Annotated in this window: 21 protein-coding genes and 1 pseudogene; 7 read left to right on the top strand and 15 right to left on the bottom strand. The window is 71.6% G+C overall.

Annotation, left to right across the window (positions count from 1 at the left end; genetic code table 11):
* The 6 genes and pseudogenes from Q0588_RS05595 to Q0588_RS05570 all read right to left on the bottom strand — a co-directional run.
* Positions 1-126: pseudogene (locus Q0588_RS05595) on the bottom strand (IS481 family transposase); the annotation flags it as partial.
* A 187-nt stretch (positions 127-313) separates the two neighbouring features.
* The gene (gene gatB / locus Q0588_RS05590) at positions 314-1813 is read right to left on the bottom strand and encodes an Asp-tRNA(Asn)/Glu-tRNA(Gln) amidotransferase subunit GatB (RefSeq protein ID WP_298744510.1); all 1500 of its coding nucleotides are present in this window, start codon (positions 1811-1813) and stop codon (positions 314-316) included.
* Positions 1810-2277 (bottom strand): DUF559 domain-containing protein, encoded by a 468-nt coding sequence (locus Q0588_RS05585; RefSeq protein ID WP_298744508.1) that lies wholly within the window; start codon positions 2275-2277, stop codon positions 1810-1812. Before Q0588_RS05585 ends, gatB begins: the two co-directional genes overlap by 4 nt.
* A gap of 77 nt (positions 2278-2354) precedes the next feature.
* On the bottom strand, positions 2355-3833 hold the full coding sequence (gene gatA / locus Q0588_RS05580) for an Asp-tRNA(Asn)/Glu-tRNA(Gln) amidotransferase subunit GatA (protein WP_298744506.1): 1479 nt from the start codon (positions 3831-3833) through the stop codon (positions 2355-2357).
* Positions 3834-4007: 174 nt separating this feature from the next.
* Positions 4008-4295: an Asp-tRNA(Asn)/Glu-tRNA(Gln) amidotransferase subunit GatC gene (gene gatC / locus Q0588_RS05575; protein WP_298744504.1), complete on the bottom strand. Its 288-nt coding sequence runs from the start codon at positions 4293-4295 to the stop codon at positions 4008-4010.
* A gap of 92 nt (positions 4296-4387) precedes the next feature.
* Positions 4388-4912, bottom strand: a complete 525-nt coding sequence (locus Q0588_RS05570; protein ID WP_298744501.1) for a hypothetical protein — start codon at positions 4910-4912, stop codon at positions 4388-4390.
* Between the two features lie 86 nt (positions 4913-4998).
* On the opposite strand from Q0588_RS05570, the gene ruvX reads away from it, so the two are divergent.
* The 6 genes from ruvX (at position 4999) to topA (ending at position 12187) form a co-directional block, all read left to right on the top strand.
* Entirely contained in the window at positions 4999-5478 is a 480-nt protein-coding gene (gene ruvX / locus Q0588_RS05565; protein ID WP_298744514.1) for a Holliday junction resolvase RuvX, read from the top strand.
* Positions 5479-5488: 10 nt separating this feature from the next.
* Positions 5489-6472 carry an aspartate carbamoyltransferase catalytic subunit gene (locus Q0588_RS05560; RefSeq protein WP_298744499.1) on the top strand — a complete coding sequence of 328 codons (984 nt, stop codon included), beginning with the start codon at positions 5489-5491 and terminating at the stop codon, positions 6470-6472.
* Complete coding sequence (gene pyrC / locus Q0588_RS05555) at positions 6469-7755, top strand: dihydroorotase (protein ID WP_298744497.1); 1287 nt, start codon at positions 6469-6471, stop codon at positions 7753-7755. The genes Q0588_RS05560 and pyrC overlap by 4 nt, the downstream gene beginning before the upstream one ends.
* Positions 7756-7770: 15 nt before the next feature.
* A complete protein-coding gene (gene plsY / locus Q0588_RS05550; RefSeq protein WP_298744495.1) occupies positions 7771-8424 on the top strand; it encodes a glycerol-3-phosphate 1-O-acyltransferase PlsY in 654 nt (217 codons plus the stop codon).
* Complete coding sequence (gene dprA / locus Q0588_RS05545; protein WP_298744493.1) at positions 8421-9515, top strand: DNA-processing protein DprA; 1095 nt, start codon at positions 8421-8423, stop codon at positions 9513-9515. The genes plsY and dprA overlap by 4 nt, the downstream gene beginning before the upstream one ends.
* A gap of 92 nt (positions 9516-9607) precedes the next feature.
* Complete coding sequence (gene topA, locus Q0588_RS05540; RefSeq protein ID WP_298744491.1) at positions 9608-12187, top strand: type I DNA topoisomerase; 2580 nt, start codon at positions 9608-9610, stop codon at positions 12185-12187.
* On the opposite strand, the gene Q0588_RS05535 is transcribed toward topA, so the two are convergent.
* The 3 genes from Q0588_RS05535 to Q0588_RS05525 form a co-directional block, all read right to left on the bottom strand.
* Entirely contained in the window at positions 12188-12607 is a 420-nt protein-coding gene (locus Q0588_RS05535; protein WP_298744489.1) for a molecular chaperone DnaJ, read from the bottom strand.
* Between the two features lie 4 nt (positions 12608-12611).
* Entirely contained in the window at positions 12612-13451 is an 840-nt protein-coding gene (locus Q0588_RS05530; RefSeq protein WP_298744488.1) for a division plane positioning ATPase MipZ, read from the bottom strand.
* Positions 13452-13564: 113 nt separating this feature from the next.
* A complete protein-coding gene (locus tag Q0588_RS05525; protein ID WP_298744486.1) occupies positions 13565-14200 on the bottom strand; it encodes an SPOR domain-containing protein in 636 nt (211 codons plus the stop codon).
* Between the two features lie 76 nt (positions 14201-14276).
* On the opposite strand from Q0588_RS05525, the gene panC reads away from it, so the two are divergent.
* Positions 14277-15137 (top strand): pantoate--beta-alanine ligase, encoded by an 861-nt coding sequence (gene panC / locus Q0588_RS05520; RefSeq protein WP_298744484.1) that lies wholly within the window; start codon positions 14277-14279, stop codon positions 15135-15137.
* Here panC and Q0588_RS05515 read toward each other — a convergent pair whose 3' ends face one another.
* The 6 genes from Q0588_RS05515 to Q0588_RS05490 form a co-directional block, all read right to left on the bottom strand.
* Positions 15138-15908 carry a chorismate mutase gene (locus tag Q0588_RS05515; RefSeq protein WP_298744482.1) on the bottom strand — a complete coding sequence of 257 codons (771 nt, stop codon included), beginning with the start codon at positions 15906-15908 and terminating at the stop codon, positions 15138-15140. It lies immediately after the preceding gene.
* A 226-nt stretch (positions 15909-16134) separates the two neighbouring features.
* Complete coding sequence (locus Q0588_RS05510; RefSeq protein ID WP_298744480.1) at positions 16135-16716, bottom strand: prephenate dehydratase domain-containing protein; 582 nt, start codon at positions 16714-16716, stop codon at positions 16135-16137.
* A 1-nt stretch (position 16717) separates the two neighbouring features.
* Positions 16718-18091: a class II 3-deoxy-7-phosphoheptulonate synthase gene (locus Q0588_RS05505; protein ID WP_298744512.1), complete on the bottom strand. Its 1374-nt coding sequence runs from the start codon at positions 18089-18091 to the stop codon at positions 16718-16720.
* A 160-nt stretch (positions 18092-18251) separates the two neighbouring features.
* On the bottom strand, positions 18252-18698 hold the full coding sequence (locus Q0588_RS05500) for a hypothetical protein (RefSeq protein ID WP_298744478.1): 447 nt from the start codon (positions 18696-18698) through the stop codon (positions 18252-18254).
* Between the two features lie 54 nt (positions 18699-18752).
* A complete protein-coding gene (locus Q0588_RS05495) occupies positions 18753-19622 on the bottom strand; it encodes a 50S ribosomal protein L11 methyltransferase (RefSeq protein WP_298744476.1) in 870 nt (289 codons plus the stop codon).
* A 3-nt stretch (positions 19623-19625) separates the two neighbouring features.
* A partial coding sequence (locus Q0588_RS05490; protein ID WP_298744474.1) for a hypothetical protein occupies positions 19626-20013 on the bottom strand: 388 nt, incomplete at its 5' end.

Below are 20013 nucleotides of genomic sequence, written 5' to 3'. Positions count from 1 at the left end.
CTGGATGAAGCGTTCGGCCTTGCCGTTGGTCCTGGGGGTGTAGGGCCTTGTTCGGATGTGCCGCAGGCCCAGCGCCTTGCAGGCGTCGCGGAAGGCGAAGGCCTTATAGCAGGAGCCGTTGTCGGTCGCACCTGAAAAAGCACCGCGCCAGCCCGATTCAACCCAGCGGACGATTGGTCTAGCGACGGGCGGAGGGGCCCCGGGCCCCGGCGCGCCAGGACCTGGCTCTCGGTCCAGCCGTCACGAGGACGTCTCCCCCGAACGCCGACATTGCCGGAGGGAACGAGGTGACCGCGGAGGCCGTACCGGCCGGTCAGAGACCCAGCTTCGCCTTCAGGATGTCGTTCACCGCGGCCGGATTGGCCTTGCCGCCGGTGGCCTTCATGACCTGGCCGACGAACCAGCCGAGGGCCTGGGGCTTTTCGGCGACGGCGGCGGCCTTGTCGGGATTGGCGGCGATGATCTCGTCGACGGCCCTTTCGATGGCGCCCGCGTCGGTGACCTGTTTGAGGCCGTGCTTCTCGACGACCTCGGCAGGGCTGCCCTCGCCGTTCCAGACGTGGTCGAAGACTTGCTTGGCGATCTTCGACGAGATGACATTGGTCTCGATCAGCTCGACCAGCTGGGCCAGATGGGCGGCCGGCAGGGTGTTCTCGCTGAAGTCCTTGCCCTCTGCGGTCAGGCGGGCGGAGATCTCGTTGGTGACCCAGTTGGACACCAGTTTGGCGTCGCGGCCCTTGGCCGCCGCTTCGAAATAGTCGGCCTTGGCCTGTTCCGAGATCAGCACCACGGCGTCGTATTGCGACAGGCCGTAGTCGGCCATCAGCCGGCGGCGCTTGGCGTCGGGCAGTTCGGGCAGCGAGGCCTTGATCTCGTCGATCCACGCCTGCTCGATTTCCAGCGGCAGCAGGTCGGGGTCGGGGAAGTAGCGATAGTCCATCGCCTCTTCCTTGGAGCGCATCGAACGGGTCTCGCAGGCCGTGGGGTCGTAGAGCCGGGTCTCCTGGTCGATCTTGCCGCCGTCCTCGAGGATTTCGATCTGGCGCCGGGCCTCATGGTTGATGGCCTGGGAGATGAAGCGGAACGAGTTGACGTTCTTGATCTCGCAGCGCGTGCCCAGATGGCTGAAGTCGCCGGTGGCCTTGTATCTGGCGTACTGGCCCTCGCGGCAGACCGAGACGTTGACGTCGGCGCGCAGATTGCCCTTCTCCATGTCGCCGTCGCAGGTGCCGAGATAGATCAGGATCGTCCTGATCTTCTTGACGTAGGCGACCGCCTCCTCAGGCGAGCGGATGTCGGGCCGGGAGACGATCTCCATCAGGGCCGTGCCGGCGCGGTTGAGGTCGACATAGGACTCGGTCGGCGACAGGTCGTGGATCAGCTTGCCGGCGTCCTGCTCCAGATGCAGGCGTTCGATGCCGACGTTGAAGAAGGAGCCGTCCTCGGCCTCGACCTCGACCACGCCCTCGCCGACGATCGGATGGTAGAGCTGGCTGATCTGATAGCCGGTGGGCAGGTCGGGGTAGAAATAGTTCTTGCGGTCGAACTGGCTGCGCCTGTTGATCCGGGCGTTGAGGCCGAGGCCGGTGCGGACGGCCTGTTCGACGCAGTATCTGTTCAGCACGGGCAGCATGCCGGGGAAGCCGGCGTCGACCAGCGACACCTGCTCGTTCGGCCCGGCGCCGAAGCCGACGGCCGCGCCCGAGAACAGCTTGGCCTTCGACGCCACCTGGGCGTGGATCTCCAGCCCCATGACGATTTCCCACGGGCCGGTGCGGCCGTGGATGAGTTTGGAGGGAGCGGTGTCGGTCATGGTCGTTTTCTAGGGCGACGCAGGTTCGGCGTGAAGGGGTTTCGCGTCCCCTCTCCCATTGGGAGAGGGAGGGGCCCGTCGACGCAGTCGACGGGAGGGTGTGGGGTTACGGCGCCGGCCAGTTTCGCTTGGGCGCGGATGGCGTCGAGGATGGCCGGCAGCGACCCGATGACCTGATCGTTCGTAAACCGGAGGACACACCAGCCAAGGGTTTCGATCTCCAACTGACGGTGATAGTCGTCGATCTGTTGTTCGTCCTCGTCGTGAATCTTGCCGTCGAGTTCGACGACCAGTCTCAGGGACTCGCAGGCGAAATCGACGAAGTAGCGGTCAATGGGGTGCTGGCGGCGGAAGCGTAATCCGTCCAGCCGGCTGCCGCGGACGGCCTGCCAGAATTTCTTCTCGGCGAAGGTCTGGCGCTGGCGCAGGTCCCGCGCGCGTTCCGTTCGAGTCTCACGCGTCATGCAGCGTAACCCCACACCCTCCCACGCGCTTCGCGCGCGGGCCCCTCCCTCTCCCTCTGGGAGAGGGTTTCAGATCTTCACCACCACTTCTCCGGCTTCGCCACAAACCCCGCCGCGTCTTCCAGCGCGCTGGCCACCTGGAACACGGTCGCCTCGTCCAGCGCCTTGCCGATGACCTGCAGGCCGAGGGGCAGGCCGCCCTTGTCGACGCCCGCGGGCACCGAGATGCCCGGCAGGCCGGCGAGGTTGGCGGTGACGGTGAAGATGTCGTTCAGATACATCTGCAGCGGGTCGACCTGTTTGTCGCCCAGCGCGAAGGCGGCCGAGGGGGTGGACGGGGTCAGGATGGCGTCGACGCGGTCCCAGACGGCGTCGAAATCCATGGCGATGCGGCGGCGGACCTTGAGGGCGCGGACGTAATAGGCGTCATAGAAGCCGGCCGACAGGACATAGGCCCCGATGGTCAGGCGGCGCTGGACCTCCTTGCCGAAGCCCTCGGCGCGGCTGGTCTCGTAAAGGTCGGTCAGGCTGGTCGTCCCCCCGGCGCGGTGGCCGAAACGCAGGCCGTCGTAGCGGGCCAGGTTGGACGAGGCCTCGGCCGGGGCGATGATGTAATAGGCCGGCAGGGCGTATTGGGTGTGCGGCAGGCTGATGTCGACGATCTCGCAGCCCGCGGCCTTGAGCCACTGGACGCCCTGGTCCCACAGGGCCTGGATCTCGGCGGGCATGCCGTCGACGACATATTCCTTCGGGATGCCGATGCGCAGCCCCTTCACGCCCTTGCCGAGGCTTTGCGTCCAGTCGGGCGTTTCGACGTCGAGGCTGGTCGAGTCCTTGGGGTCGAAGGAGCACATCGCGCGCAGCAGGAGGGCGGCGTCCTCGACCGTCTTCGTGATCGGACCGGCCTGGTCCAGCGAACTGGCGAAGGCGACCATGCCGAAGCGGCTGGCGCGGCCGTAGGTGGGCTTGATCCCGACCGTGCCGGTGAAGGCGGCCGGCTGGCGGATCGAGCCGCCGGTGTCCGAGGCGGTGGCGGCGAGGCAGAGGTCGGCGGCGACCGATGCGGCCGAACCACCCGAGCTGCCGCCAGGCGTCAAGTCAGCGTTGGACGTCGTTGACTTCCACGGGTTCACGACCGGGCCGAAGGCGCTGGTCTCGTTCGACGAGCCCATGGCGAACTCGTCCATGTTCAGCTTGCCCAGCATGACCGCGCCGTCGCGCCACAGGTTGGCGGTGACGGTGGACTCATAGGGCGGGACGAAGCCGCGCAGCATGTTGGAGCCGGCCGTGGTCTGGACGCCGTCGGTGCAGAACAGGTCCTTGATCCCCAGCGGGGCGCCTTCGAGGGCGCCGCCCTCCCCCTTGGCCAGCCGGGCGTCGGAGGCGCGGGCCATGGCCAGGGCCTTGTCCGTGGTCTGAAGGACGTAGGCGTTGAGGCGCGGATTGGCGGCGTCGATCGCGGCGACAAAGGCGCGGGTCAGTTCTTCGGACGAGAACTGCCGGGCGCGCAAGCCTTCGAGCGCGGCTTTCAAGGTCAGTTTCGTGAGATCAGACATGCCTGGCTCCGGCGTTCGCTTCAGCGCCCCCCTCCCCCTTGATGGGGGAAGGGCCGGGGTCGGGGGTGACGGTGTTTGAGGATGAAGCGGCGACGGCGGCGTCTGCTCCGACCGCCTTCACCCCCATCCCAACCCCTCCCCCATCAAGGGGGAAGGGCTCTGAAAGCGAGCCCGTCATTCGACCACCTTCGGCACCACGAAGAAGCCGTCGGCGGATTTGGGGGCGTTGGACAGGACGTCGGCGACCCTGTTCCCGTCGGTGACCAGGTCGTCACGCAGGCGCAGCGGCTGGGCGACGTTGGAGGTCATCGGCTCGACGCCCTCGACGTCGACCTCATTGAGCTGTTCGATCCAGGCGAGGATGCCGTTCAGCTCGGCGGCGAGCGGCTCGAGCCGGTCTTCCGGGGTCTTGATGCGGGCGAGGTGCGCCACCCGGCGCACGGTCGCGGCGTCGATGGCCATGCGGCCCTCCATAGCGAAACCAGAACCGGCGGGATTAGCCGCGCAAACCCTCTTTCACAAGGATCAGACCCGGTTTCACAAGGATTCTGACGCTATTGCGCCGGGGTGACGGTCACCTCGGCCGGGGCCGAGCCGTCGGCGGCGATGGGCCAGCCGACGATGACCCGGCGGGTGCGGCTGCCGATGCGGCCGGAGGCCTCGTCCATCGTGCTTTCCTCGAACTCCAGATCGACCCGCCCGGCCCGCGCCGACAGGATGCGGTAGTCGAGCACGTCGCCGAGCCGGAAGACGCGCCAGCCCCCGTCCGGTCCCTGGAAGAAGGCGACATGGGTATAGAGGCCGTTCATGGCCGGATCGCCGCCCGCCGTGCCGAACAGCTTGGCGGCGACGGGGCCCTGGCCCGGCAGCTGGTCGAGGCGGACCACGGCGGCGGCCTGCTGCAGGTCGGGGTCGGTTTCCGGCTGGAGCGTGGCGGCGGGGCCGGCGGCGGCCAGCGGGGCGACGGCGGCCAGGGGCGCGGGCTGCTCGGCGGGCGGCACGGCCTCCTTGCGGGTTTCGACCCCGGTGTCGCAGGCGGCGAGCCCGACCAGGGCGGTGAGGAACAGAAGCGGCTTCATCGGACGACCCTCCTCGTTCTGACGCGGACGAAGCTTTGCACTTTGACTCGGGCGTGCGCCAGTCCTACCGGCAGGCCGTGACCGTCATGACCCTCGAAGACCTCGCCGTCTCGACCCCGCCCGGCACGCCGTGGCTGGGCCTGGACCTGGGCGAGAAGACCATCGGGGTGGCCGCCTCGGACGCCACCCGGATGATCGCCAGCCCGCTGGTGCTGATCCGCAAGACGAAATTCACCCGGGACGCCGAGGCGGTGCTGAAGCTGATGGACGGGCGGCGGGCCTCGGGCCTGGTGATCGGCCTGCCGCTGAACATGGACGGCTCGGAGGGACCGCGGGCGCAGTCGTGCCGGGCCTTCGCGCGCAACCTGCAGCGACTGCGGGCCGTGCCCTGCGCCTTCCAGGACGAGCGGCTGTCGACCAGCGCGGTCGAACGGTTCCTGATCGAGGAGCTGGACCTCAACCGCAAGCGGCGCGCCGATGTGGTCGACCGCACCGCGGCCGCCTGGATACTGCAGGGCGCGCTGGACCGGCTGCGATCTTCCCCTTCGTCCGATCTGCCCCTATAGCCGGGCCTCGATGACCCAGCCCGCCGCCGTCACCGACCTGATCCACGAGCGGCTGGCGCCGTTCCCCCGCGATCATTTCCTGTCCGCCGGCGATCTGAACGCCGCGACCGTCCCGCCCCTGCTGGACCTGGCCGACGCCTTCGTCGACTTCAACCGGCAGGGCGCCAAGTCGCTGGACCTGATGCGCGGGCGCACGGTGATGAACCTGTTCTTCGAGAATTCGACCCGGACCAGCGCCTCGTTCGAGATCGCGGCCAGGCGGCTGGGGGCCGACGTGACGGCGCTGAGCCCGCGCACCTCGTCGACGGCCAAGGGCGAGACCCTGATCGACACGGCGGCGACGCTGAACGCCATGAAGCCGGACGTGCTGGTGGTGCGCCACCCGGCCTCGGGCGCGGCGGCCCTGCTGTCGCAGAAGGTCGGCTGTTCGGTGGTCAACGCCGGCGACGGGCGGCACGAGCATCCGACCCAGGCCCTGCTGGACCTGCTGAGCCTGCGCCGGGCCTTCGGCGACGTCGGCGGGCTGAGCGTGGCCATCTGCGGCGACATCGCCCACAGCCGGGTGGCGCGGTCCAATGTGGCCCTGTTGTCGATGATGGGGGCGCGGGTGCGGCTGATCGGGCCGCCGACCCTGGTCCCGGGCGACGCCGACCGCTGGGGCTGCGAGGTGTTCCACGACATGCGCGAGGGGCTGCGGGGCGTCGACGTGGTGATGATGCTGCGCCTGCAGCTGGAGCGGATGGAGGGGGCGCTGGTGCCCTCGACCCGCGAATATTTCCGCTTCTGGGGTCTGGACCGCGAAAAGCTGGCCTGGGCGAAGCCGGGGGCCAGGGTCATGCATCCGGGGCCGATGAACCGGGGCGTCGAGATCGATTCCGACGTCGCCGACGACCTGACCGTGTCGCTGATCCAGGATCAGGTCGAGATGGGGGTGGCCGCGCGCATGGCGGTGCTGGCGGCCCTGTCGGCGCGGCGCGAGGAGGCCGGGGCGTGAGCGCGCTCGCCATCCTCAATGCGCGGCTGCTGGATGTGGCGAGCGACTACGACGGCCCGGGGGCGGTGCTGGTCGAGGACGGCCGCATCGTCGAGGTCATCCACGGCGGCGGGGCCGCGGCCCCGGCGGGCGTCGAGGTCGTGAACGCGCAGGGCCTGTGCCTGTCGCCGGGCCTGATCGACATCCGGGTCAAGACCGGCGAGCCGGGCGCGGAGCCGAAGGAGACGCTGAAGTCGGCCTCGCTGTCGGCGGCGGCGGGCGGAGTGACCACCCTCGTCATCCAGCCGGACACCGACCCGGCCATCGACGATCCGGCCATGATCGAATTCATCCAGCGGCGCGGCGCGGCGCTGGGACTGGTCAATGTGCGCGCCGCCGGCGCGGCGACGCAGGGCCGCGACGGCCGTCGGATGGCCGAAATCGGTCTGATGGACGAGGCCGGGGCGCTGTATTTCACCGATGTCGACCGGGTCATCGTCGACAGCCGGATGCTGCAGCGGGTGATGAGCTATGCGGCGGCCTTCAACGCCCTGATCGCCTGCCGTCCCGCCGATCCGTGGCTGAGCGAGGGGGCGGTGGCGACCTCGGGCGAGCTGGCCGCGCGGCTGGGCCTGGCCTCGGCGCCGGCCATCGCCGAACGCATCCAGCTGGAGCGCGACCTGGCCCTGGTCGAGCAGACCGGGGCGCGGTTCCTGGTCGACCAGATCTCGACCGAGGGCGCGCTGGAGACGCTGGCCCGGGCCCGGGCCCGGGGCCTGGAGGTCGCCGCCTCGGTGTCGATCAACCACCTGTGTTTCAACGAGATCGACATCGGCGACTACCGGACCTTCTACCGGATGGACCCGCCGCTGCGGCCCGAGCGCGACCGCCGGGCGCTGATCGAGGCGGTGCGCGACGGCCTGATCGACGCCATCACCAGCGCCCACGCCCCCGCCCCGGCCGAGGACAAGCGCCGCCCGTTCGCCGAGGCGACGCCAGGAGCCGTGGGCCTGGAGACGCTGCTGCCGGCCGCGCTGACGCTGCACCATGAAGACGGGCTCGATCTGCTGGACGTGCTGCGCCCGCTGACGCAGGGCCCGGCGAGCCTGCTGGGACTGGAGGCCGGGGTGCTGGCGGCGGGCGCGCCGGCCGACCTGACGCTGTTCGACCCCGGCGCGCCCGTGGTCGTCGACGCCGACGCGCTGAGGTCCAAGTCCAAGAACTCGCCCTTCGACGGGCGACGCCTGCAAGGCAGGGTCTTGCTCACCGTCGTCGGCGGACGCATCGTCCACGACGCACGCTAGAGGGGAGCGAATCACTTGCAGGATCTGGTCGGCCCGGCCCCCCAAGCGCTGGAATGGGGGACGTTCGCGCTCGCGGCGGCGGGCGGATACCTGCTCGGGTCGATCCCGTTCGGGGTCATCCTGACCCGGGTCGTGACCGGACAGGACGTGCGCGGCATCGGCTCGGGCAACATCGGCGCCACCAATGTGCTGCGGACCGGCCGCAAGGATCTGGCCATCGCCACCCTGCTGCTCGACGCCGGCAAGGGGGCCGCGGCGCTGCTGATCGCCCGCCAACTGTCCGGTGGCGAGCTCGCTGGCGCGATCGCGGGCGGCGCGGCCTTTCTCGGCCACCTGCTCCCGGTCTGGCTCGGCTTCAGGGGCGGCAAGGGCGTCGCCACCTTTTTCGGCCTGCTGCTGGCGGCGGCGTGGCCGCTCGGCCTGCTGGCCGGCGCGACCTGGCTGATCGTCGCCGCCCTGTTCCGTATTTCATCCCTGGCCGCCCTCGCGGCTTCGGTCGCCGCCCCGCTCTACGCCCTGCTGCCGCTGGCGGCGCTGGACCTGCCCGCGCCGGCCCCGGTCCTGCTGCTGGCGGCCTTCACCGCGGTGCTGATCTGGGTGCGGCACCACCAGAACATCGCCCGCCTGCTGAAGGGGACCGAACCCCGCATCGGCGCCGGAAAGGCGTGACCGGCCGGGCGCCGCTGCCGGAGACGGAGCGGTTCGCCCGACTGCGGCTGGCGCGCACGGACCGGGTCGGCCCGGTCACCTTCAAACAGTTGCTCGACCGCTTCGGCTCGGCCGAGCGGGCCGTGGAAGCCCTGCCCGACCTGATCCGGCGCGGCGGCGGCCATGGGCATGATCTGCCGCCCGCGTCCGAGATCGAGGCCGAAATCGCGGCCGGAGCGGCGCTGGGGGCGCGGCTGATCGTGTTGGGCGACGCGGACTACCCCGGGATGCTGGCCGCGGTCGATCCGCCGCCGCCGATGTTGTGGGCGCTGGGCGACGCGGGCCTGATGGCGCGGCCCTGCATCGCCGTGGTCGGGGCGCGGATCGCCTCGGCGGGCGGTCAGCGGATCGCGCGCGGCCTGTCGCAGCAGCTCGGCGAGGCCGGATATGTGGTGATCTCGGGCCTGGCGCGGGGCATCGACGGCGCGGCCCACGCCGGGGCCCTGCCGACGGGCACGGTGGCGGTGCTGGGCGGCGGCGTCGACGACGTCTATCCGCCGGACAACGCCGAGCTCTACGCGCAGATCGCCGACCGGGGCTGCATCCTGTCCGAGAGCCGGATCGGCGCGCAGGCCCAGGCGAAGGACTTCCCGCGCCGCAACCGGATCATCTCGGGCCTGTCGCTCGGGGTGATCGTGGTCGAGGCGGAGCTGCGCTCCGGCTCGCTGATCACCGCCCGGCTGGCCGGGGAACAGGGCCGCGACGTGTTCGCCGTGCCGGGCTCGCCGCTGGACCCGCGCGCCCGGGGACCGAACGAACTGCTGCGGCAGGGCGCGATCCTGTGCGAGGGGCTGGAGGATGTGGAGCGGGCCTTCTCGACCCTGCGCACGCTGGGGGAGCCGGCCGCCGACAACCCGTTCGCCGGCGCCCCTGAAGACGTCGACGCCGTCTTTCTCGAACAGGTCGCCGCCCTGCTGTCGCCGACGCCGACGCCGCGCGACGAGGTGGCCCGGGCCCTGGACGCGCCGGTCGGAAATGTCGCCGCCGCCCTGCTGGAGCTCAGCCTCGCCGGCCGCGCCAGCCTGCTTCCGGGGGGTCTGGTGTCCCGCTGACCGACCATCCGATTTCGGCCGGCGATTGACAGCGAGGCCCGCGCCAACCACGTTCCGCCCCCTTTCGAGCCCCTTCAAGGCCCCCTCCCCGCATGAACCTCGTCGTCGTCGAGAGCCCCGCAAAGGCCAAGACCATCAACAAATACCTGGGGCCGGACTTCCACGTCCTGGCGTCGTACGGCCACGTCCGCGACCTGCCGTCGAAGGACGGCTCGGTGCTGCCCGACGACGATTTCGCCATGTCGTGGGAGGTCGACGCCAAGGCCTCGAAGCGGCTGGGCGAGATCGCCGAGGCGGCGAAGAAGGCCGACCGCGTCATCCTGGCCACCGACCCCGACCGCGAGGGCGAGGCGATCAGCTGGCACGTGCTGGAGGTGCTGACGAAGAAGAAGGCGCTGAAGGACACCCCCGTCGAACGGGTCACCTTCAACGCCATCACCAAGGGCGCGGTGCTGGAGGCCATGGCCCATCCGCGCCAGCTCGACATGGAGCTGGTCGAGGCCTATCTGGCCCGCCGCGCGCTGGACTATCTGGTCGGCTTCACCCTGTCGCCGGTGCTGTGGCGCAAGCTGCCGGGCGCGCGCTCGGCCGGGCGGGTGCAGTCGGTCGCCCTGCGCATCGTCGTCGACCGCGAGCTGGAGATCGAGGCCTTCCGGCCGCAGGAATACTGGTCGGTCGAGGCCGATCTGACCGCCGACAGCCCGCCGTTCACGACCCGGCTGGTCAAACACGCCGGCAAGCGGGTGCAGCGGCTGGACATCGTCTCGGAGACCATGGCCACGGCGGCCCGGGAGGCGATCAACGCCGGTCAGTTCACCATCCGCTCGATCGAGAAGAAGCCGGTCAGGCGCGCGCCGAGCCCGCCGTTCATGACCTCGACCCTGCAGCAGGAGGCCTCGCGCAAGCTCGGCTTCACGGCCCAGCGGACCATGCAGGCGGCGCAGAAACTCTATGAGGGCGTCGACGACCAGGGCGGCCTGATCACCTATATGCGGACCGACGGCCTGTCGGTCAGCCCCGAGGGGATCGCCCAGGCCCGCCAGGTGATCGGCGACCGGTTCGGCCCGGCCTATGTCCCGGAACAGCCGCGCCACTACAAGACCAAGGCCAAGAACGCCCAGGAGGCGCACGAGGCCATCCGGCCGACCAACATGGCCCGGGCGCCGGAGACCCTGCGGCTCGAGGGCGACCTGCAGCGCCTCTATGAGCTGATCTGGAAACGGACCATCGCCAGCCAGATGGAGTCGGCCCGGCTGGACCGGACCACGGTCGAGGTCGAGACCCCGGACGGCCAGACCGGCCTGCGCGCCACCGGCCAGGTGGTGGCCTTCGACGGTTTCATGGCCGTGTATGAGGAGGGCCGCGACGACCGGCCGAAGGGAGCCGAGGACGACGAGGATGATGCGACCCGCCTGCCGGCCCTGAAGGAAGGCGCGGCGGCCAGGGTCGAGGCCATCCGCACCGAGCAGCATTTCACCGAGCCGCCGCCGCGCTTCTCGGAAGCCACCCTGGTCAAGAAGCTGGAGGAGCTGGGCATCGGGCGGCCGTCGACCTACGCCTCGATCCTGACCACCCTGCGCGACCGCGGCTATGTGCGGATGGACAAGAACCGGTTCATCCCCGAGGACACCGGCCGGCTGGTCACGGCCTTCCTCGAGCGGTTCTTCGCCCAGTGGGTCGAGTATGACTTCACCGCCGACCTGGAGACGCGGCTGGACGAGGTTTCGGCCGGGAACCTCGACTGGAAGGTCCTGCTGCGGGACTTCTGGGGCCAGCTGAAGCCGGCGACGGCCGACGTCACCGCCATGCAGGGCGTCATCGACAAGCTGGACGAGGCCATCGGGCCCTTCCTGTTCCCGCCCAAGGCCGACGGATCGGACGCCCGCCTGTGCCCCGTGTGCGGCACGGGGCGGCTGCACCTGAAGGCCAGTTTCAAGATGAAGTCGACCTTCATCGGCTGCTCCAACTATCCGGAGTGCAAATACACCCGCGGCTTCGGAAGCGGGGCCGCGAACGAGGAGGCGGGGAGCGACCGGGAGCTGGGCGTCGATCCGGAGACGGGCCAGCCGGTGCAGCTGAAGATCGGCCGCTTCGGACCGTATGTGGAGACCCTGCCGCCGGAGGCCGAAAAGCCGAGGCGGTCATCGTTGCCGAAGGGCTGGTCGCCCGCCTCGCTGACGCTGGAGCAGGCGCTGCGGCTGCTGGCCCTGCCGCGCGAGGTCGGGATGCACCCCGAGGACGGCAAGCCGATCACCGCCGGCCTGGGCCGCTACGGCCCGTTCGTGCAGCACGCCGGGACCTACGCCAACGTCTCGGACATCGACGAGGTGTTCGAGGTCGGGCTGAACCGCGCCGTCGCCCTGCTGGCCGAGAAGCGGGCCGGCAGGTTCGGCGGACGCGGCGCGGCCGCGGCGCCGCTGAAGGAGCTCGGGGCCCACCCGGAGACGGGCGAGCCGGTCCATGTCATGGCCGGGCGGTTCGGGCCCTATGTGAAGTCGGGCAAGATCAACGCCACCCTGCCCAAGGGCGCGGCCCCGGAGGATCTGACCCTGGAGGCGGCCCTGCCGCTGCTGGCCGCCCGGGCGGCGGCTCCGGCCAAGGGCAGGAAGGCGCCGGCGAAGAAGGCGGCTCCGAAGAAGACGACGGCGAAGAAGGCGACGGCCAGGGCCTGATCAGCCTTTCAGCAGCCGGTCCCGGGCGGCGTTGAGGCGGGAGGCGAGGCCTTCCGTGCCGCCCTGGTCGGGATGGGCCCGGGCCATCAGCCGCTTCCAGGCGGCGTTGATCTGCTGCGGCGTGGCGTCGGCGCCGACGCCGAGCAGCGAGCGCGCCTCGGCCGCGGTCATGGCCTCCGCACGGGGCGGGGCGATGCGCTGGCGCGAGGCGAGCGTAAGCCACAGCCCGGCCCCAGCGAGGGCGGCGGCGGCCAGCCATGAGCCGCGGGCGGCCAGCAGGACGGCGCCGGCGATCAGGACGGCGCTGAACAGGGTGGCGGTGACGCGCCAGTGGCCCCGGCCCCGCCCCTCCGTCTGGCGGCCGAGCCGGACCAGGGCCCAGACGGCGATCGCCGCCAGCGCCAGCCAGACGAGGCTCAAGAGCTCACGCCGCCGCGTCCAGCGGCGCGTTCAGCGAGCCGTCGTCGAGGCCGAGCGCCCGCATCAGGTTGCGCAGCTCCTGGCGGGCCGCCACATGGGCCAGCGACACCGACACCGGACGCACCTCGTTCGACAGGTCGGCGACGGTCAGGCCGAACGGGAACAGTTCGCGGTAGATGACCCGGTCGCGCAGGCCCGGCCCCATGCGGAAGCCGACCCGCCGCGCCAGCTTCTCCATCCGCTCCTCGAGGCGTTGGCGATTGCGGGCGGCGGCGACGGCGAGGCGGTTGGTGACCACGATCCAGTCGATGGCGGCGGCCCGGCCCTCGGTGACGGCGCGGTGCTTGCGCGCCTCCCAGACGCTCTCGGAGTAGATCGACGGCCTGAGCAGATCGAGGGTGACCGGATCGACCTGGCCCAGCAGGTCGAAGTCGACGAAGCTGTCGTTCATCGGGGTGACGATCTGGTCGGCCCGGCCGTGGGCGGAGCGCGACAGGACGGTGTCGCCGCCGGGGGTGTCGACCAGGATGAATTCCGCCCGGGCGCGGGCCTGCGCGAAGGCCGTTTCAAAGCGGGCCAGCTGTTCGCCGTCGTCGGCCCGGGCCAGGGCCTTGCCGTCGCCCATGTCGGGCTCGAACGGCATCGGCAGCGCCTGGCCGTTGCCGGTCGTCCAGGCGGCGCGGTTGGCGAAGAATTTGGCCATCGAGCGTTGGCGCAGGTCGAGGTCGATGATGGCCACCGTCCTGCCGGCGTGGAGCAGTCCGCAGACGATATGGATGGCGAGGGTGGACTTGCCCGCCCCGCCCTTCTCGTTGCCGACGACGATGACCGTGGGGTCCGCCATGGAATTCCGATGCTCCGATGGCCGCCGACTCGACGCCCGGCCTTGAGGCGGCAGATTCGCCGCCCCGCGGGGCGGCGTCAACGGACCGGCGCGCGGCGGCTGTGGATACGGGTTCAGGCGGCCCGGCGGCACCAGGGATCGTCGACGCCGGCGGCGGCGCAGACCGCGGCGGCCCGCGCCGCCGGGGCCCGGACCTTGAGGCGAACCAGACGGCGGCCGCCCACCTCGACGGCCTCGAACACCGGGGTCAGGCCGGCCAGATCGAGGCGGCCCCAGGCCTCGCGGGCGGCGGCCTCGCTGGAATAGGCGCCGATCTGGACCAGCCGCCCGGCGGCGTCCGGCGCGGAGGCACGGGGGGCGCGGGCCGGGCGCAGGCCCGCCCGGGCGGCGGCCCTGTCGATGCGGGCGGAGACGTCGCGGGCCACGGCGTCGGCCACGGCGGGCGCGGCGGCGGCGGCGAGGCGCCGGCCCTGCGCCTCCGCCAGGCCGCGCAGGCCGCCGTCGCGGGCGTCCCACAGGGCGTGCGGCTCCATGACCTGCACCCGCAGGGCGGGACGCAGGCCGGCCGCGGCGGCGGTGCGGGCGGCAGGCGCTCCGGTCCGCTCCGGGCCGCCGTCCAGCGGAATGGCGGCGACGGCCTCGGCCATGTTCTCGAACCGGTGCGGGTCGGCCTCGACCATGCCGCAGGCGGACAGGCCGGCGAGGGCCGCGCAGGCCAGCACTGGACGGAAGATGAGGCTCGGCGTCATAAGCGGCACACTGGCACGCCGGGCTTTGAAGCGCGGTTCACAAGCAGGCTTAAGTCGAAGGGTTAATCTATTCACCATGCCCGACACTCCAGACCTGCCCGTCGTCCGCACCGTGGCGGCCCTGCGCGAGACGGTAAGCGGCTGGAAGCGCCGGGGGTTCACCATCGGCTTCGTTCCGACCATGGGCGCCCTGCATGAGGGCCATCTGGCCCTGGTGCGGGAGGCGCGCGAGCGGAGCGACCGGGTGGTCGCCAGCGTGTTCGTCAATCCGGCCCAGTTCGCCGCCCACGAGGACCTCGACGCCTACCCCCGGCAGGAGGCCGGGGACGCCGAATTGCTGGCCGGCGCGGGCTGCGCCCTGCTGTATGCGCCGGCGGTCGAGGAGATGTATCCCGCCGACGCCACCACCACGATCTCGGTCGGCGCGCCGGCCGAGGGGCTGGAGGGCGCGTGCCGGCCGCAGATGTTCGGCGGCGTCGCCCTGGTGGTGGCCAAGCTGCTGAACCAGGTGCAGCCGCAGGTCGCCGTGTTCGGCGAGAAGGATTACCAGCAGCTGATCGTGGTCCGGCGCCTGGTCCGCGACCTGGACCTGCCGGTCGAGATCGTCGGCTCGCCGACGGTGCGGGACGGCCACGGCCTCGCCCTGTCGTCGCGCAACGCCTACCTGACCGGCGAGCAGCTGGAGGTGGCGCGGCGGCTGAACGGGGTGCTGGCCGAGGCCGGGGCGCGGGCCTCGGCGGGCGAGCCGGTGGCCGCGATCGAGACCGCCGCCCGCGCGGCCCTGCTGGGCGCCGGCTTCGGCCACGTCGACTATGTGGCGGTGCGGCGCGCCGCGGACCTGGGCGAATTCCCCGGCGGGACGGTCGACGGCCCGGCCCGGGTGCTGGCCGCGGCCTGGCTGGGCCGGACCCGGCTGATCGACAATATGGCGGCGTAGTCAGCCGAGCGCGCCGACGCAGCCCTCGTCGCCGCCGATGGGCACGACGGCGTCGGTCAGCGACAGGGTCCAGCCGTGATGGGTGTCGAGCCCGCGGCGGCGGAGGCCGGAGCCGTCGCCCGCGTCGCCGCCGGCGGTGACCAGCACCCGGGGCACGCCGGGCAGGGCCGCCGGGTCGATGCGGCCGACCGCCAGGGCCGTCGGCGTCTCGCCGCCGAAGCCGTCGAAGACGCTGAGCGACGCCCATTCGCGGCGCAGGCCCGTCCACCACGGATCGCCGGCGTTGATGGCCAGCACGGCGACGCCGTGACCCCCGGCCGCCCAGGCCAGGGCGGCCTGGGGATCGCGCACCGCCTTCATATCGGCCGCGGCCCCGAAGCGCAGCCGGGCCCCGTCGAAGGCGCGGGTCGGCTCGACCGGCGACCAGACCTGGACCTGCATCCGGCCCTGACGCGCCAGCCCCCAGCCGACGATCTGCCGCCAGAGCGATTCGACGGCCTCGCGGTTGTCGGGCCGGGCCTGGGCGAGGACGCGCTCGAGGATGGCCTGCTCGCGGTCGGGGCGCAGCTTCACATGCGGGCCGGACGGGGCGTCCTTGGCCTTACCGACCCTGGCGGCGAGGGCGAGGCGGCGTTCGAACAGGGCGAGCATCTGGTCGTCGAGCCCGTCGATCTCCTGGCGCAGGGCGGTGAGCGCCATCTGCCCGGGCGAGACCTCGAGGGGGGCGGGATGGACGGGCGGGCGGGCGGGCTGGGCGCAGGCTTGGGACACGGGAGGGACCTTCGGTTTCGATACGGCGTGGAGGAGGATTTGCGAGCCGCCGCTCCGTCGCGGAGCGGTCGCCGGCGAGGCGGTCGGGACGGGCCCGAAGCCTCAGCCGGCGTATCGAAAGCCGTAGAAATACAGGTCCGCGGCCGCGTCGGGGCGGGCGAAGGCAGTCATGGCGAGGACTGGCGAGCGGACCATGGGCTCCATAGGGCGCAAGCCGCGGACGGCGTCAAGCCGCGCCGAGGCCGAGCAGGACGAAGCGGGTGCGGTTGTCGGCCGAATCCTGGATGTCGTTGCGCAGAAGCGACAGGTCATAGACCTCGGCCGCCCGCGCCGGGGCGACGGCGGCGCGGCTCGGATCCCCGGCCGCGGCCACGGCCCGGGCGGCCCCGGCGGTGTCGAAGGCCTCGACCGGGGCGATGCCCAGCTCGCCGAGCGCCCCAAGGCACTGCCCGAGGGCGACCGGATGGCTCTCGGCGGTCCGGATATCGCCGAGGCGGGCGCCGGGGGGGGCCATCAGGGCCAGGCGGATCGGCCGCCAGACCTCGGACACCACGATCAGGTCCGCGGCCTCGACCAGGGTGGCGGCCGGCTCGACGCGGCCGATGGTGGTGTTCTCGACCGGGATCAGGGCGCAGCCCACCTCGCCGGACCTGAGCGCCTCGATGGCCGCGTCGAAACTGTCATAGGCGACCGGCTCGTCCCACGGCCGCAGCTCGATGACGGCCTCGTGGCTGAAGGCGCCCGGCGCGCCCTGATAGGCGCAGCGGCCGCCCGGGTCGTCGTCCGGCGGCCGCCCGACGGCCTCCATTTCAGGCCGCCTCGGACTGCGGACGCCGGCCGGCCTTGAGACGCTCGGCGACGAGGAAGGCCAGTTCCAGCGCCTGGTCGGCGTTGAGGCGGGGATCGCAATGGGTGTGGTAGCGGCTCGACAGGTCGTCCTCGGTCAGGGCCTGGGCGCCGCCGAGGCATTCGGTGACGTTCTGGCCGGTCATCTCGAGATGGACCCCGCCGGGATGCACGCCCTCGGCCTCGGCCACGTCGATGAAGCCCCTGACCTCGCCGAGGATGCGCTCGAACGGACGGGTCTTGTAGCCGTTGCCGGCCTTCAGGGTGTTGCCGTGCATCGGGTCGATCGACCAGACCACGCGGCGCCCCTCGGCCTTGACCGCCTTCATCAGGCGCGGCAGGCGCTCGCCGACCTTGTCGGCGCCGAAGCGGCCGATCAGGGTCAGGCGGCCGGGAATGTTGTCCGGGTTGAGCACGTCGATCAGGGCCAGCAGGTCGTCCGGCTCCAGGGTCGGGCCGCACTTCAGGCCGACCGGATTGCGGATGCCGCGGGCGAACTCGACATGGGCCCCGTCCAGCTGGCGGGTGCGCTCGCCGATCCAGACCATGTGGGCCGAGGTGTCGAACCATTCGCCCGAGGCCCCGTCGAGCCGGGTCAGGGCGCTCTCGAGATTGAGCAGCAGGGCCTCGTGGCTGGTGAAGACCTCGACCCGGCTCAGGTCCGGATGGCTTTCGGGGGTGACGCCGACCGCCTCCATGAAGGCCAGGGCCTCGGTGATCTTGTCGGCGAGGTCGCGGTATTTGGCCCCGTAGGCGCTGTCGGCGGCGAAGCCCATGGTCCAGCGGTGGATGTTGTACAGGTCGGCGTAGCCGCCGCCGGCGAAGGCGCGCAGCAGGTTCAGGGTCGAGGCCGACTGGTTGTAGGCCTTGAGCAGACGCTGGGGATCGGGGACGCGCTCTTCCGGCGTGAAGGCCATGCCGTTGATGATGTCGCCGCGATAGCTGGGCAGCTCGACCCCGTCGATCTGTTCGACCGAGGAGGAGCGCGGCTTGGCGAACTGGCCGGCGATGCGGCCGACCTTCACCACCGGCTTGCGGCCGGCGAAGGTCAGGACCACGGCCATCTGCAGGATCAGGCGGAAGGTGTCGCGGATGTTGTCGGTCGAGAACTCCTTGAAGCTCTCGGCGCAGTCGCCGCCCTGCAGCAGGAAGGCCTCGCCGGCCTCGACCCGGGCCAGTTTGGCGGTCAGGCGCCGCGCCTCGCCGGCGAACACCAGCGGCGGCAGGGCCCGCAGCTCGTCCTCGACGGCGCGCAGGGCGGCCGTGTCCGGATAGTCCGTCGGCATCTGCACGACGGGTTTCGATCTCCAACTTTCGGGCGTCCAGCGCTTGGTCATTCCGGCAAGATAGGCGGAGCGCGGGCTGTGGACAATGAACCGTTGCGACGTATGAAGTTTTTCCGTTCCGATCTTCCTCGTCCGCGGCTCGTCGGCCGGGACCGGATCAGCGGACATGGGTCCGCGCTCTCCGGCCCGGGGCCGCCCGCCGGTCAGGCGGTCAGTTCTGCGGCGTGGTCGGGCTGACCACGGCCGGGCCGGCCGGCGCCGGCGCGGGAACGACGACCTCGCGCTCGATCACCACCGGCTCGGCGGCGCGAGCCTCGGCGGCGCGGGCCTCGGCGGCGGCGGCGGCGGCGTTGGCGCGGGCGATGTCGACGCTGGCCTGGGCCCCGGCCACCTGGCCCTGCACCAGGGCCGCGTCGGCCTGGGCCTGGGCCGCGGCCGCGTCGAGACGGGCCTCCAGCACCTCCTCATCGGTCTGCGGGCCGCCGCCGCGGGCGAACAGGATCCACAGCACCGCGATCAGCACGAGGCCGCCGAGGATGCCGGCGATCCACCAGCCGGTGTTGGACTCGCGGACCACCACCGTCTCGGTGGTTTCCGTATAGCCGGGTTCGACCGTGCGGACCTCGACGGTGTCGGTGTGGGGATCGTACTGGGTCACGGGCAGTCCTCCATTGAACTGACGCAACGGCTCCGGTTGAGGTCCGTTCCGCCGTTAACCCACCCGCCTCAGCACAAGCGCGCTCCAGGCGTCGCGGCGGATGCGGCGCTCGAGCACGAAGCCGCGGGACAGGTAGGCGGCGGCGACGCGGCGCTCCTGGGTGCGCAGCAGGCCGGACAGGATGGCCGCCCCGCCGGGCCGGAGCGCCTCCCTGATGTCCTGCGACAGGCTGACCAGCGGCGGCGCCAGGATGTTGGCGAAGACCAGGTCGTAGGGCCCCTGCCCGCGCACCCTGCGGTCGTTGAGACCGAAGGCGTGGACGAACCGGGCGCCGGAGAGATTCAGCTTCGCGTTCTCGTTGGCGATCCGCACCGAGGGCGCGTCGATGTCGGTGCCGAGGGCGACCTTCGAGCCGGTCTTCGCCGCCGCGATGGCCAGCACGCCGGTGCCGCAGCCGACGTCCAGCACGCGCCCGAAGCGCTCGCGCTTGAGCAGTTCGTCGAAGGCCAGCAGGCAGCCGACCGTGGTGCCGTGATGGCCGGTGCCGAAGGCGGCGCCGGCGTCGATCTTCAGACTGACGGCGTTCTTCGGCACGACGCCCTGGTCGTGGGCCCCGTAGATGAAGAAGCGCCCGGCCCGCACCGGCGGCAGGCCGGACAGGGACAGGGCCAGCCAGTCGGCGTCGGCCAGCGTCTCGACCGTGACGCTCAGGCCGTCGTGCGCCCTGAGCCGAGTCTCGACGCCGCGGGCGTCGTCTTCATCATTGGGAAAGGCGTCGATCCGCCATATGCCGCGGTCCTCGTCTTCCTCGAGGATCGAATAGGTGGCGCCTTCCAGCAGCGGGTCGGAATCCAGGGCGACGGCGGCGGCCTCCGCCACGGCGCGCGGACCCCTCGCGATTATTTGAACTGCGGACTCGGACATTTCTCAAACACCGCTATCATTGCGAATCGAGGCGCGCGCTGGCGTGCGCTCCACCGCCAGCAACCAACTGAACCGAGGGGTCGGGGAATCCATGGCCAAAGCACCGTCCAAGCCGAGCATCGCCAAACCGAAGGCGGCGTCCGCCGCTTCCAAGCCGAAACCGGCGGCAAAGTCGAGCGCCGCTAAGCCGGCGACGACCCGGGCGCCCGCCAGGGCCGCCGCGCCGAAGCCGGCCGCGGCGAAGACTCCGGCCGCGGCGAAGACTCCGGCCGCCGCGAAGGTCGCGACCAGGGCGGCGCCGAAGGCCGCGGCCCGGCCGGCCGCCGCGGGCGCCGCGCCCAAGGCCGCCACGAAGCCGGCCGTCCGCACCGCCGCGAGGAAGCCGGCCGCC

Origin of the sequence: uncultured Brevundimonas sp., from assembly GCF_937870815.1 — a bacterium.
Lineage (GTDB): Bacteria > Pseudomonadota > Alphaproteobacteria > Caulobacterales > Caulobacteraceae > Brevundimonas.
Note: the sequence above shows the minus strand (reverse complement) of the source record. Positions and strands in the feature narration are given on the sequence as shown.

What these genes read in the sequence shown, in the direction of transcription:
- gatC (WP_298744504.1), bottom strand. Translation starts at nt 4,295, where the DNA reads ATGGCCATCGACGCCGCGACCGTGCGCCGGGTGGCGCACCTCGCCCGC.
- Q0588_RS05560 (WP_298744499.1), top strand. Translation starts at nt 5,489, where the DNA reads ATGACCCAGCCCGCCGCCGTCACCGACCTGATCCACGAGCGGCTGGCG.
- topA (WP_298744491.1), top strand. Translation starts at nt 9,608, where the DNA reads ATGAACCTCGTCGTCGTCGAGAGCCCCGCAAAGGCCAAGACCATCAAC.
- gatB (WP_298744510.1), bottom strand. Translation starts at nt 1,813, where the DNA reads ATGACCGACACCGCTCCCTCCAAACTCATCCACGGCCGCACCGGCCCG.
- ruvX (WP_298744514.1), top strand. Translation starts at nt 4,999, where the DNA reads ATGACCCTCGAAGACCTCGCCGTCTCGACCCCGCCCGGCACGCCGTGG.
- Q0588_RS05505 (WP_298744512.1), bottom strand. Translation starts at nt 18,091, where the DNA reads ATGACCAAGCGCTGGACGCCCGAAAGTTGGAGATCGAAACCCGTCGTG.
- gatA (WP_298744506.1), bottom strand. Translation starts at nt 3,833, where the DNA reads ATGTCTGATCTCACGAAACTGACCTTGAAAGCCGCGCTCGAAGGCTTG.
- Q0588_RS05510 (WP_298744480.1), bottom strand. Translation starts at nt 16,716, where the DNA reads ATGGAGGCCGTCGGGCGGCCGCCGGACGACGACCCGGGCGGCCGCTGC.
- Q0588_RS05585 (WP_298744508.1), bottom strand. Translation starts at nt 2,277, where the DNA reads ATGACGCGTGAGACTCGAACGGAACGCGCGCGGGACCTGCGCCAGCGC.
- Q0588_RS05495 (WP_298744476.1), bottom strand. Translation starts at nt 19,622, where the DNA reads ATGTCCGAGTCCGCAGTTCAAATAATCGCGAGGGGTCCGCGCGCCGTG.
- panC (WP_298744484.1), top strand. Translation starts at nt 14,277, where the DNA reads ATGCCCGACACTCCAGACCTGCCCGTCGTCCGCACCGTGGCGGCCCTG.
- Q0588_RS05530 (WP_298744488.1), bottom strand. Translation starts at nt 13,451, where the DNA reads ATGGCGGACCCCACGGTCATCGTCGTCGGCAACGAGAAGGGCGGGGCG.
- Q0588_RS05570 (WP_298744501.1), bottom strand. Translation starts at nt 4,912, where the DNA reads ATGAAGCCGCTTCTGTTCCTCACCGCCCTGGTCGGGCTCGCCGCCTGC.
- Q0588_RS05525 (WP_298744486.1), bottom strand. Translation starts at nt 14,200, where the DNA reads ATGACGCCGAGCCTCATCTTCCGTCCAGTGCTGGCCTGCGCGGCCCTC.